The organism is Fusobacteria bacterium ZRK30 (assembly GCA_024628785.1).
In the GTDB taxonomy this organism is placed as follows: domain Bacteria; phylum Fusobacteriota; class Fusobacteriia; order Fusobacteriales; family Fusobacteriaceae; genus Psychrilyobacter.
Genome location: CP102404.1, coordinates 311,043 through 323,611, shown reverse-complemented (window position 1 = coordinate 323,611; position 12,569 = coordinate 311,043). Strand labels below are relative to the sequence as shown.

Annotated in this window: 11 protein-coding genes and 1 riboswitch; of the genes, 10 read left to right on the top strand and 1 reads right to left on the bottom strand. The window is 33.8% G+C overall.

The window, feature by feature from the left end; genetic code table 11:
- Positions 1 to 281: 281 nt before the first annotated feature.
- The 6 genes from NRK67_01605 (at position 282) to guaB (ending at position 6,766) form a co-directional block, all read left to right on the top strand.
- Positions 282 to 1,055 carry a ParA family protein gene (locus NRK67_01605; GenBank protein ID UUV17553.1) on the top strand — a complete coding sequence of 258 codons (774 nt, stop codon included), beginning with the start codon at positions 282 to 284 and terminating at the stop codon, positions 1,053 to 1,055.
- Positions 1,055 to 1,924, top strand: coding sequence for a ParB N-terminal domain-containing protein (locus tag NRK67_01600; GenBank protein UUV17552.1), 870 nt, complete (start codon positions 1,055 to 1,057; stop codon positions 1,922 to 1,924). The genes NRK67_01605 and NRK67_01600 overlap by 1 nt, the downstream gene beginning before the upstream one ends.
- Before the next feature lie 101 nt (positions 1,925 to 2,025).
- Complete coding sequence (locus tag NRK67_01595) at positions 2,026 to 2,370, top strand: hypothetical protein (GenBank protein ID UUV17551.1); 345 nt, start codon at positions 2,026 to 2,028, stop codon at positions 2,368 to 2,370.
- Positions 2,371 to 2,548: 178 nt separating this feature from the next.
- Positions 2,549 to 4,060 carry a YfcC family protein gene (locus NRK67_01590; protein UUV17550.1) on the top strand — a complete coding sequence of 504 codons (1,512 nt, stop codon included), beginning with the start codon at positions 2,549 to 2,551 and terminating at the stop codon, positions 4,058 to 4,060.
- A gap of 214 nt (positions 4,061 to 4,274) precedes the next feature.
- Positions 4,275 to 4,931, top strand: coding sequence for a porin family protein (locus tag NRK67_01585; GenBank protein ID UUV17549.1), 657 nt, complete (start codon positions 4,275 to 4,277; stop codon positions 4,929 to 4,931).
- 130 nt (positions 4,932 to 5,061) lie between these two features.
- Positions 5,062 to 5,159: riboswitch (purine riboswitch) on the top strand.
- Positions 5,160 to 5,308: 149 nt separating this feature from the next.
- Positions 5,309 to 6,766, top strand: a complete 1,458-nt coding sequence (gene guaB, locus NRK67_01580; protein UUV17548.1) for an IMP dehydrogenase — start codon at positions 5,309 to 5,311, stop codon at positions 6,764 to 6,766.
- Between the two features lie 74 nt (positions 6,767 to 6,840).
- On the opposite strand, the gene NRK67_01575 is transcribed toward guaB, so the two are convergent.
- Entirely contained in the window at positions 6,841 to 7,236 is a 396-nt protein-coding gene (locus tag NRK67_01575) for a hypothetical protein (GenBank protein ID UUV17547.1), read from the bottom strand.
- Positions 7,237 to 7,664: 428 nt separating this feature from the next.
- On the opposite strand from NRK67_01575, the gene NRK67_01570 reads away from it, so the two are divergent.
- The 4 genes from NRK67_01570 to ilvN are packed head-to-tail and all read left to right on the top strand — an operon-like array spanning position 7,665 to position 12,540.
- Positions 7,665 to 8,588 (top strand): branched-chain amino acid transaminase, encoded by a 924-nt coding sequence (locus NRK67_01570; GenBank protein ID UUV17752.1) that lies wholly within the window; start codon positions 7,665 to 7,667, stop codon positions 8,586 to 8,588.
- Between the two features lie 52 nt (positions 8,589 to 8,640).
- Entirely contained in the window at positions 8,641 to 10,305 is a 1,665-nt protein-coding gene (gene ilvD / locus NRK67_01565) for a dihydroxy-acid dehydratase (GenBank protein ID UUV17546.1), read from the top strand.
- A gap of 43 nt (positions 10,306 to 10,348) precedes the next feature.
- A complete protein-coding gene (gene ilvB, locus NRK67_01560; GenBank protein ID UUV17545.1) occupies positions 10,349 to 12,058 on the top strand; it encodes a biosynthetic-type acetolactate synthase large subunit in 1,710 nt (569 codons plus the stop codon).
- Positions 12,055 to 12,540: an acetolactate synthase small subunit gene (ilvN, locus tag NRK67_01555; GenBank protein UUV17544.1), complete on the top strand. Its 486-nt coding sequence runs from the start codon at positions 12,055 to 12,057 to the stop codon at positions 12,538 to 12,540. Before ilvB ends, ilvN begins: the two co-directional genes overlap by 4 nt.
- Positions 12,541 to 12,569 lie beyond the last annotated feature (29 nt).

The following is a 12,569-nucleotide window of genomic DNA, read 5'->3' as shown; positions in this document are numbered from 1 at the left end:
ATCCATCCTTAAAACATCTCCTTTTTTATTCTTAATTCTATCTTTAAATACTCCCTATAGTTTTGTGCATATGCACAAGTTGAATATACTCCTATTTAAAAAATTTGTCAATAGATATTGAGTAAAAATGATGGATTGGTTTGTAAAATGATTAATTATATGCTAATATTAATGGTAGTTTAAAGTGGAGAAGTCTGTTATTTTAAAGGCGTCTACTGCGACAAAAAGTTTAATTAATAATTTAAATAAACAAAAAAATAAAATATATGGAAGGTGGGTAAATGAAGATAATTTCAATTTTAAATCAAAAAGGTGGAGTAGCTAAGACTACATCAACTCAAAATATAGCCGCAGGCTTACACGCTCTAGGAAAAAAAGTTTTAGCTATCGACTTTGATCCACAGGGAAATCTGACCTCTGGTTTTGGTCTAGACAAAAGAAATTTAGATTATACAGTGTATGATCTTCTAAAGGCTAAATCCTTTGGAGCAAGTAAATTAAATTTTGATGATATAGTTATAGAAACTTCATTTGCCGATATTCTTCCAACTAATATAAAGATGTCAAAGGTCAATTTAGAATTAGGAGGAGTCCCCGGAAAGGAAAGTTTACTCAAAGAAATTTTAAAAGATGTATATGGATATGACTATGTTCTTATCGACTGTCCCCCTAGTTTAGATACCCTTACATTTAATGCTCTTATGGCATCTCATGAGGTATATATCCCGGTTCAGACAGAATTCTATGCTCTAGAAGGAATTGTAGAACTTATGGACACTATAGATATCGTTACCCAGAGGATGAACGATGACCTTAGAATTGGCGGAATATTTGCTACCATGGTAGATTCCAGATCAAAACTTCATATAGAAGTTGTTGGACAACTAAAAGAGTTCTTCGGAGATAATATGTTTAAAACTTTAATCAGAAGAAATGTAAAGGTAGCTGAAGCATCTTCCCATGGGCTGAGTATCTTTGATTATGCTTCTAGAAGTAATGGAGCCAAAGATTATAAAGGTCTTTGTGTTGAAATAATTGAAAGGGAGGAGAGTTAATGAGTAGATTAGGAAATAACCCTTTACTCAGTAGGGGGCCGAAAAAAGAAACGATAGATCTCCCAAAGGAAAAGATAGTAAAACAATATGGAAGAATGGTTCATATGCGTCACGAACTCTTGGACCAAATTGATTTCGAGGATATTACTTTTATAAACAGACTTTCTATGGATGATTCTGAATTAAATGAACTTAAAGAAAGTATTAGTGCCATAGGACTCTTGAATATAATATATCTTCAGGAAAAGGAAGAGGGAAAATTTAGAATTATCAGTGGTCTTCGAAGATCCAGTGCTATAAAGGAGCTCTATAAAGAGGAAAAAGAAGTTAAAGCAAAGGACAGAGTAGTTATCTTTGATAAAAATACTCCATACAGCCTCTTAGACAGCATCTCTATCGATGAAAATTTAAAGAGAAAAAACTTAACTCTATTGGAGCAATCCTATAAATTTAATAAGGAAGCTGCCAGAAAAGATAAATCTATTGAAGATATCATAACTGGGTATAATATCAGTAAAAAAACTTATTATAGGATAAAAAATGCTATTAACTACCCTATGGAGATCAGGGAAATTATAGAAGTTTTAGGTGCAGACAAGGCTGAACTATTAAATAAAGTTGTCACTAAACTAAAAACAGAAAAAGCTACAGCTGATATTGTAAAAGAATATAAGGATTTTAACAGGGATGAATTGAGGGATCTGTTAAAAAACTTAAATATCTCGGAAAAACCAAAAAAGGTATCTATAAAATACACTGCCAAGGGATTTAATTTTTCTGTAAAGAAAAAAGTCCCACAAGAAGTTAAAGAATATTTTGAAAAAATTAAAGAGATGATGGAAAAAGAAGACTATACCTTTATAAAATAAGCAACGTAAAGCTGTATCCAAATTAAGCATAAATTGAATATATATATGTTTGATTTTTCATAATTAAGTTTATAAACGATTAAATAAAAGTAGGTGGTTAGATGAATACAATAAAATTTATACCCAGAGATCCGATTAAACCTCTCTTTGCAATAAAAATCTCTCCTACACTGCACAAGGTTTTAAACACCTTTTTGGATGAAAAAGAAAAACTGGATCTTTTAAAAAATGTCTTGGGAATAAATCCCAAAAGGGTAGTTGGATTAAAAAATGTCTTAGATGAAGATAAAAATAATGGAACTATCGTTATAATCTATGATTATATCTATGAAAAGATAATGCCAAAATACGATATCCCCTGTGACGAGAATGGATTTTTTAAATTCAAGATCTATGATATGGATTTTAATACAGATATTAATATTGAAAGTTTATTAAAAAAATAAAAAAATATTTCAAAAGAGTATTCGTTTACGAATACTCTTTTTTTAGTTCAAAAATACTGCTTTTCTATGATTTTTCATATAAATATTAAAATAAAGTTTGAAAATAGTGCTTTTTGTTGCATATAACTTAAAAATGTACTAGAATTATATTATAATCACATTTAAAAAGGAGCATATTATGACAACAAAGAAAAAACTTCAATTTCCAACAGCTTATACCATACTTTTCATTGTGGCTGCCTTAGTAGCTATTTTAACTTGGATCATGCCGGCAGGTAAATATGATTCACTGGCTTACGACACCCATGAAAATGTATTTATAGTTACTACTGCCACTGGTAAAACAACTAATTATCCACCAACTCAGGAAACTCTGGATAATTTTGATATCAAAGCAAAACTTGATAAATTTATAGGAGGAGATATCTGGAAACCTATAGGTATTCCAGGAACTTATACTAAATTAGAGTCCAATCCACAGGGAATAAAACAGTTATTCCAGTCTCCTATTAACGGGATGTATGGAGGAGTGGATATCATCTTCTTTATCCTAATAATCGGTGGATTTATAGGTGTAGTTAATCATACAGGGGCATTTGATTCGGGAATTTCCCACCTTGCCAAGACGTTAAACGGGAAGGAAAAATGGCTTATCATAATCATCACTTCATTGATTGCACTAGGCGGGACATCTTTTGGATTAGCTGAAGAAACTATCGCATTTTATCCCATCCTGGTTCCTGTATTTTTAGCAGTAGGTTATGACGCTATGGTAGCAGTAGCTGCAATCTATGTAGGGTCATCTATTGGTACTATGGCTTCTACCGTAAACCCATTTGCTACTATTATGGCTTCTAATGCTGCCGGTATTAACTGGACATCTGGAATAATAGGAAGGGGAGTTATGCTGGTAGCCGGAACAGCTATCTGTATAGTATATATCATTAAATATGCTGAAAAAGTAAAAAAAGATCCAAGTAAATCTCTTATTTTTTCACAAAAAGCTGAAATCGAAGAGAGATTTTTACACTCTAATACAGATAAAGAAGCTAAAACTTTTGATATCAGAACTAAATTAATTTTATCTATATTTGCACTCTCATTTATAGTTATGATCTACGGTGTTTCTAAACTTGACTGGTGGTTCTTAGAGATGACTACACTATTCTTTGTAGCTTCTATAGTTGTAGCTGTTATAGAGAAAATAGATGAAAAAATTTATGTAGCTGAGTTTTTAAATGGTGCCAGAGACCTTTTAGGAGTTGCTCTAATCGTTGGTATTGCCAGAGGTGTTACAATGATCATGGATAATGGGTTAATCAGTGACACTATGTTATATTACACTTCTAATATAGTTGATGGTATGGGTAAGGGTTTATTTATCAATGTTATGATGATCTTGTTTGCCGGGCTTTCATTCTTTGTCCCATCATCTTCTGGATTGGCTGTTTTATCTATGCCTATCATGGCTCCCCTTGCAGACGTTGTTGGTATTCCTCGTGAATCAATTGTCAGTGCTTACCAATACGGGATGGGAATGATGGCATTTATCACTCCTACAGGTTTGGTTTTAGCTTCTCTAATGATGGTCAACGTTACTTTAGATAAGTGGTTTAAATTTATTATGCCTCTATTAGGAATTTTATTGGTATTTACTTCTGGATTACTTCTTGTAGGAGTTTATTTCTAAAGATTTAAAAATAAATTATAGTTCTAAATAAAAATTCCCTGTATTTTACAGGGAATTTTTTTAATTCAACTATGAATCTTACCTTTAAAACAGTACTAAAGTATTAAAAAATAATTACAAAATTTGACTTTTTTTAACATATATATTATAATTTTAAGGGTTTTTGACTAAATTTCAATTAAAAATCAAAGATTGTTCTAGGGAGGAATGAAATATGAAAAAAGTATTATTAGGGTTAGTAGCACTATCGGCACTATCATTTGGTGCTAAGGGAGATACGTATTTAAATGCAAGATTCGGGGGAGATTTAGGAGCTGAATACACTAAGATCTACACTAAAGATAATGGAGAAGATGTTCCTATCTTAAATAATGAGACAAAGGGATTTGGTGGAGAGATAGCCATTGAGGGATATAGAGGTTTAACAGATAATTTTGACCTGGGTTTAGGTCTAGCGTACCAATTCCATGGAGATAGGGAAGATAAATCAAATGGAACAAGTCAAGGAAATCTAGATTCTAAAGGTGGAGAGTACAACTCAGTCCCACTATATTTAATCGCTAAATATAACTTTCATATGGATTCAGAATTCACACCATATTTAAAGGCTAACTTAGGTTATTCATTTAACATGGGTTCTTCAGATATAGAATATTCTTTTACAGATGCAAATAAAAGTGGAAAAACAGAGACAGAGGTTGAAAATGGTCTTTATTGGGCTATTGGTGGAGGAATGGAATACCATAATTTCACAGTAGAATTAATGTATGCACTTAATAAAGCTAAATCTGAAATAAAGGGTGAAAACGAAAAAGAAGACAATGACTATGGAAGACTTGTTCTTTCTGCCGGTTATAGATTCAATTTATAAAAAGATTAAAAGACCGAAATTTTTCGGTCTTTTTTTATAAAATTATAAAAAAAATCTCTTACTTTTTTATTTTTCCCTCATATTTTTGTTATTGACAACAATATTATATTTATGTTATGATTATTGAAATTTATAACAATAATCAATAACTCATATAAGCTAGAAATATGGTCTAGTGTCTCTACGGTTAACCTAAAATTAACCTCTATGGGTGAAAAGTAAAGGCAGAAGTCTATACTCTTCACACATAGTTTTTGTAGAGGGTGGACTACGGTCTTTTTTTTATACCTTTTTTTAGATGTAATTAAAAGCACATTATGATCATAATAATTTAGTTTTTTATCATTTTAATTTCAATATAATTAGGAGGTTTATTTATGTTAAACGGAAAAATAATCAAAGAGGCTATCACCTTTGACGATGTATTATTAGTACCACAAAAATCAGAGGTTTTACCCCACGAGGTATCATTACAGACAAAATTAACTAAAAAAATCACCCTAAACATCCCATTTTTGAGTGCTGCTATGGATACTGTTACAGAATCTAAGATGGCTATCTCCATGGCACGTCAAGGGGGATTAGGATTTATCCATAAAAATATGTCTATCGAAGACCAGGCTGCTGAGATAGACAAGGTTAAAAGAAATGAATCTGGGATGATCACAAACCCTATCATCTTGCATAGAAACTCTATCCTAGCTGATGCAGATAAGATCATGGCAACATACAGAGTTTCCGGATTACCTATTGTAGAAGACGACGGGACATTGGTAGGAATTATCACAAATAGAGACTTGAAATACAGAAAAGATCTAAGTCAAAAAGTAGAGGAGATCATGACCTCTGAAAATCTTATTACAGCCTCTATTGGAACTACTTTAGATGAAGCTAAGGAAATTTTATTAGAAAACAGAATTGAAAAACTACCTATCGTAGATAAAGATAATAAATTAAAGGGACTTATAACTATAAAAGATATCGATAATTTAGAGGAATACCCAAATGCATGTAAGGATAAGAAGGGAAGATTAAGAGTCGGAGGAGCCGTTGGAATTGGGGCCGACACAATGGAGAGAGTAAGTGCATTGGTAGAAGCCGGAGTTGATATTATCACTGTAGATTCAGCCCATGGTCACTCACAAGGTGTACTTAATATGATAAAAACTATCAGAACTGAATTTCCTGAATTAGATATTATCGGAGGAAATATTGTAACTGCCCAGGCTGCCATTGATCTGGTAGAAGCTGGAGCTACAGCAGTAAAAGTAGGAGTAGGACCTGGTTCTATCTGTACTACCCGTGTTGTAGCAGGAGTAGGAGTTCCTCAGCTAACTGCTGTCAATGATGTCTATGAAGTTTGTAAAAACTTAGAAGTAGGTGTTATTGCCGATGGTGGAATAAAGTTATCTGGAGATATTGTTAAAGCTTTAGCTGCTGGTGCAGATTGTGTAATGGTAGGTGGACTTCTTGCCGGTACTGAGGAAGCTCCAGGAGAAGAAGTTATCTTTAATGGTAGAAAATTTAAGGTATATGTAGGTATGGGATCTATGGCTGCTATGAAAAGAGGGTCTGGAGACAGATATTTCCAAGGGAAGGCTAAAAAATTAGTTCCTGAAGGAATCGAAGGAAGGGTTGCTTTTAAAGGTTCATTATCTGATGTTATCTTCCAACTTTGTGGTGGTATCAGAGCTGGTATGGGATATTGCGGTACTCCTACAATAGAAGTTTTAAAGAGAGACGGGAAATTTGTTAAGATCACAGGATCAGGATTAAAAGAATCTCATCCCCACGATATAAACATTACAAAGGAAGCTCCTAACTACACAACATAGGATAGAGAGTATAAAGATAGAATAAAGGGGATACCAATCGGTATCCCCTTTAATATTAATAACCTACTGACTTTCTATCCCTTATACCATACATAAAATGATCCAAATCCTACTAGATATTCAATAATCCCCTGATCCTCAATAGATTCCAACATATCTATTACTTCTTCAGGATCCGCTTTTAAATTTTCCATGATATTTTCTACCAGATCCGGCTGGGTCATCTTAAAGAAATACTCTAAAAATTCCAATGGACCATCAAAAGTATCCAGGTTATTTGCTATCTCTCTTAATTTAATTTCATCTAGATCAGGTGTCTTTTCAGCTATATAGATAAACATCTTTGAGAGACATTCAATTTGATCTTCATCTATCTTCTCTGATATTTCCTCTAAAAAATTAGAGGCTCTTTCCTCATTCCAAAGTTTTTTTAATTCGATTTTTAAGTTTTCATAGTTATTTTTTTCCATCTTTTCCTCCATAATTTATTCTTTTTCTTATTTTATCATAAATTTTTCTAAAAATTATATATATTTAATATTCATCATCTTTCCCATTAAAATCAAGACTTTTATAACAAATAATTAAATTATTAAAAAAAAATTTAATTATTTTTTGACATACTTCTGTAAAAATGTTATTGTTGTATCAATAAAAAAAACAAACAAAAAACGGAGGTCAAAATATGAGATCAATAATTAATATTTCTATTGTCATTATAATAATAATTATAAACATAATCAATAATATTAGTTGTGATCTTTATAGTACGAATTCCGCCAATTTTTTTTAAACGATAGTTTTTAATAAGATTAATTATTTAGGGAAAGTAGTATAGAAGCAGCTAATAATATTAGCTGCTTCTTTTTTTATAAAAAAATAATAAATTCAGGAGGTTATAGAGATGATAGATACTAAAAAAATATGGATGAATGGTGAGATGATCGATCATGACAATGCTAAGGTTCACGTTTTATCCCATGTAATGCACTATGGAACTAGTTTTTTTGAAGGGATCAGAGCTTATAAAACAGAGGAAGGAACAGCTATATTCAGACTAGATGAACATATCGACAGATTATATAACTCTTGTAAAATATACAGAACTGAGATCCCATATTCTAAAGAGGAGATGAAAAAAGCTATATTTGATACTATCAAAATCAATGGTATTAAAACTGCCTATATCAGACCCTTGGTATACAGAGGATATGAATCTTTAGGAGTAAATCCATCTAATTGTCCCGTTGAAACTATGATAGCTGCCTGGGAATGGGGAGCATACCTAGGAGAAGAAGCATTGACTAAGGGAGTAGATGTCTGTGTATCTTCTTGGAGACGTTTAGCACCCAATACAATGCCTACAGCTGCCAAAGCCGGCGGGAACTATCTGAGTTCCCAACTTATCAAGATGGAAGCACTAGAAAATGGTTACGATGAAGGTATTGCTTTAGATTACTCAGGAAATGTAAGTGAGGGAAGCGGGGAAAATTTATTTGTAGTTTCCAACGGAAAGATCTATTCTCCCCAGGCAGGGTCGTCTGCACTTATTGGTATCACCCGGAATTCTGTAATAACAATAGCCCGTGACCTAGGTTATGAAGTTGTAGAAGAAACAATTTCCAGGGAATCTCTATATACAGCCGATGAGATGTTTTTTTCTGGAACTGCTGCTGAGATAACACCAATAGCCAGTGTTGACAAAATAACAGTTGGAATTGGTAAAAGAGGTCCTGTCACAGAGAGGATACAAAAAGCCTTCTTTGAGATGACAGAAGGAAAAAAATCTGAGTATAATTCTTGGTTAACTTATGTAAAATAAGCAATATGACGTTACATCTAGATATAAAAAAATTAAAATTAGGAGCATAACTATGAGAAGTAATGAATTAAAAAAAGGGAGCCAGAGAGCTCCCCATAGATCTCTATTAAAAGCTCTAGGGCTTGTAGATGAGGAAATAAAAAGACCAATTATAGGGATAGCCGGTTCCTATAATGAAATAGTTCCGGGACATATGCACCTGGATAAAATAATCGATGCCGTAAAAACCGGAGTTAGATTAGCTGGAGGAGTTCCTCTGGAATTTAGTACCATAGCTGTTTGTGATGGTCTAGCTATGAATCATAATGGGATGAGTTTTTCCCTTCCAAGCAGAGAGATTATAGCTGACTCTGCAGAGATAAGTGCCACGGCAATGCCCTTTGATGCTATGGTATTTATTCCAAGTTGTGACAAAGTAGTTCCCGGAATGCTCATGGCAGCAGCCAGATTAAATATTCCATCTATTTTTATTAGTGGGGGACCTATGTTGGCCGGTGTCTTTAAAGGTAAAAAAATTGGTTTAAGCAATGTCTTTGAATATGTCGGTGAATATGAAAACGGAAGTATGAGCTGTGAAGATTTAGCAGAAGCTGAAAATTCTGCCTGTCCAACATGTGGATCTTGTTCCGGTATGTATACTGCAAATACCATGAATTGCCTTACAGAAGCTCTTGGAATGTCACTATCTGGTAACGGAACCATTCCAGCTGTATTTTCAGAAAGAATCAGACTGGCTAAAACAGCCGGGATGCAGGTTTTAAAATTATTGGAAGCAGATTTAAAGCCTAAAGACATCATGACAAAAGATGCTTTTTATAACGCTATAGCCGTTGATATGGCTCTGGGAGGATCTACAAATTCAAGTTTACACCTTCCTGCTATTGCCAATGAATGTAGGATAGAACTGACTTTAAAAGAATTTGATGATGTTTCAAAAGAAGTTTTACAGATATGTAAATTATCTCCCTCAGGGGAACATTTTATAGAGGACCTGCATATGGCAGGAGGAGTTTCTGCTGTTATGAATGTTTTACATCAAAATGATTGTTTGAAAGAAGCTTCTACTGTGATGCTAAAATCTCAGCTGGAAGTAGCAGTAGGAAGTAAGGTATTAGATAAAGATGTTATTAGAACTTTTGAGAAGGCATACTATAAAAATGGTGGATTAGCCACTCTATATGGAAATTTAGCAGCCGATGGAGCCATTGTAAAAGCTGGAGCAGTAGATAAAACAATGATTAAACATTGTGGACCTGCCAGAGTATTTGAAAATGAAGAGGATTCGGTAAAAGCTATCTTAGGAGGCCATATAGAAAAAGGCGATATAGTTGTCATTCGATATGAAGGGCCAAAAGGCGGACCTGGAATGAGGGAGATGTTAGCTCCTACTGCCACACTAGCCGGAATGGGATTGGATAAATATTGTGCTCTTATTACAGACGGAAGATTTTCAGGAGCTAGTCGTGGAGCAGCAGTTGGCCATGTATCTCCAGAAGCAGCAGATGGAGGAGTTATCGGTCTTGTAAAAGAAGGAGATCTTATAGAGATCGACATCCCTAATAGATCTATCTCTTTAAAAGTCAGTGACAGTGAGATAGAGGATAGAAAAACTAACTTTAAACCTCTAATAAAGCAGGTAGAAAGTAGTTACCTCAGAAGGTACCAGCAAATTGTTAGTTCAGCCAGCAAGGGAGCTGTCCTTTTAAAAAATTATTAATTTTATTTATAACAACAAATATCGTTAAGAAGGGAGTATTCTAATGAAAAATATTAATGGAGCTAGAATAATTTTAGAAATTTTATATAGACATGACTTAAATACAGTCTTTGGTTATCCTGGTGGAGCAGTAATTCCTCTCTATGATGCTCTCTATGACTATAAAGATAAGATAAAACATATTTTTACAAGGCATGAACAGGGGGCTACCCATGCAGCAGACGGATATGCCAGAGCCAGTAAAAAAACAGGGGTTTCAATAGCTACTTCGGGACCTGGAGCCACCAATACAGTTACTGGAATAATGACTGCTTATATGGACTCGACTCCTCTGCTGGTTATTACAGGACAGGTTCCCAGTACGAATCTAGGCAGCGATGCTTTTCAAGAATCTGATATTACAGGGATTTCTCTTCCAATAACTAAGCATACCTATCTTGTGAGAACTATTGAAGATCTGCCCAGGATCTTAAAGGAAGCTATCTATCTCACGAATATAGGAAGACCTGGACCTGTATTGGTGGATATCCCTAAAAATATCCAGCTGGAGGAGATCTCCTATGAAAAATTTGAACAACTTTATAGGGACGAAAATAATCCGACCTCTACATATCATCACCTATATGATAGTCCAGAAACAAAATCTATAGATCTTATGATTGATATGATCAAGGAGAGCAAAAGACCTATTATCCTTTCAGGAAATGGGGTTGTTAAATCAAAAGCACAGGAAACATTAAAAAAAGTTATTAAAAAATTTGATATCCCAATGACATCTACCCTCTTGGGATTAGGAACCCTGCCCCACCATGATATCCATAACCTTCATATGCTGGGAATGCACGGGACCCCCTATGCCAACTATGCTGTAGATGAAGCCGATCTTGTGATAGCTTTGGGAATGAGGTTTGACGATAGAGTTACCGGAGATGTCCAAAGGTTTTGTAAAAATGCAAAAATTATACATATAGATATCGATGAAGCTGAAATAAACAAGATAAAAGAAGTCAATCTGCATATTGTGGGAGATTTAAATTGTGTACTAAAAAAACTTTTAGTATCAGATTATGAAAAACAAAACCCTCAGTGGATAGACAGGATTTCAGAGTTAAAAAATACATTTCCCCTCTCAAAGGACTTTCCTATAGACGAGATCAGTCCGCAAAATCTCATCTCTAAAATAAGTGAAATAACCAAGGGAGAAGCAATCGTCTGTACAGATGTTGGACAACACCAGATGTGGACAGCCCAGTATTATGAATTTAACAAAATCAATAGTATTGTGACTTCTGGAGGAGCAGGAACCATGGGATTTGGATTACCTGCTGCCATAGGAGCTAAACTTGCTCATCCAGATAGGGAAGTAGTTGCTATTGTAGGAGACGGGGGATTTCAAATGAACTCCCAAGAACTTATGACCATATCACAATATAATTTAGATATTAAGATCATCATCGTAAACAATTCATTCCTAGGGATGGTCAGGCAGTGGCAGGAGATGTTTCATGAGAGAAGATATTCATTTGTTGATCTAGAAGTAAACCCTGATTTTTTAACTTTAGGAAAAGCTTATAGAATTGATTCATATAGAGTGGAAAATATTCCCCTTCTAGATAATATTTTGGAAAAAGCATTTAAAGTTAATAAACCGGTATTAATAGATGCCGTTGTTACAAGGGAAGAAAATATATTCCCTATGATTCCGCCGGGGCAATCTGTACATGAGATGATTTTATCAAAGGAGGACAGATGAGAGAATACCAAGTTTTAGTTATTATGAAAGATATTCCAGGGGTATTGTCTAAAATTTCTGGATTGTTTTCTAAAAGAGGTTTTAATATCAATGGAATTACTTCTGGTGTCAGTGAAAGAGATGGTTTTTTTAGGATGACCATCTCTGTTATAGGAAATAAAAAAATTATAGAACAGATAAAAAAACAGGTTGGAAAACTTGTGGATGTAGTAGAGGTACAAATTTTTGATAAAACAAGAACCATCAAAAGGGAATTAATTTTAGTCAAAATAAAAACTGACTTTAAAACCCGGAGTGAACTTATTGAAGTTGCTGATATATTTAAAGGAAAAATTATTGATATTTCCCACGAATCATTGATTATAGAGTTAATTGGAGATCTGGATAAGATCGATGGATTTTTAAAATTAGTTCAAAAATTTGAGGTCTTGGAGATCTCAAGAACTGGTATAACAGCTATGCATAGAGGAGAAAAACAATAAATAAAAATTACATTGGAAGGAGTATATAT

What these genes read in the sequence shown, in the direction of transcription:
- NRK67_01605 (UUV17553.1), top strand. Translation starts at nt 282, where the DNA reads ATGAAGATAATTTCAATTTTAAATCAAAAAGGTGGAGTAGCTAAGACT.
- NRK67_01600 (UUV17552.1), top strand. Translation starts at nt 1,055, where the DNA reads ATGAGTAGATTAGGAAATAACCCTTTACTCAGTAGGGGGCCGAAAAAA.
- NRK67_01595 (UUV17551.1), top strand. Translation starts at nt 2,026, where the DNA reads ATGAATACAATAAAATTTATACCCAGAGATCCGATTAAACCTCTCTTT.
- NRK67_01590 (UUV17550.1), top strand. Translation starts at nt 2,549, where the DNA reads ATGACAACAAAGAAAAAACTTCAATTTCCAACAGCTTATACCATACTT.
- NRK67_01585 (UUV17549.1), top strand. Translation starts at nt 4,275, where the DNA reads ATGAAAAAAGTATTATTAGGGTTAGTAGCACTATCGGCACTATCATTT.
- guaB (UUV17548.1), top strand. Translation starts at nt 5,309, where the DNA reads ATGTTAAACGGAAAAATAATCAAAGAGGCTATCACCTTTGACGATGTA.
- NRK67_01575 (UUV17547.1), bottom strand. Translation starts at nt 7,236, where the DNA reads ATGGAAAAAAATAACTATGAAAACTTAAAAATCGAATTAAAAAAACTT.
- ilvD (UUV17546.1), top strand. Translation starts at nt 8,641, where the DNA reads ATGAGAAGTAATGAATTAAAAAAAGGGAGCCAGAGAGCTCCCCATAGA.
- ilvB (UUV17545.1), top strand. Translation starts at nt 10,349, where the DNA reads ATGAAAAATATTAATGGAGCTAGAATAATTTTAGAAATTTTATATAGA.
- ilvN (UUV17544.1), top strand. Translation starts at nt 12,055, where the DNA reads ATGAGAGAATACCAAGTTTTAGTTATTATGAAAGATATTCCAGGGGTA.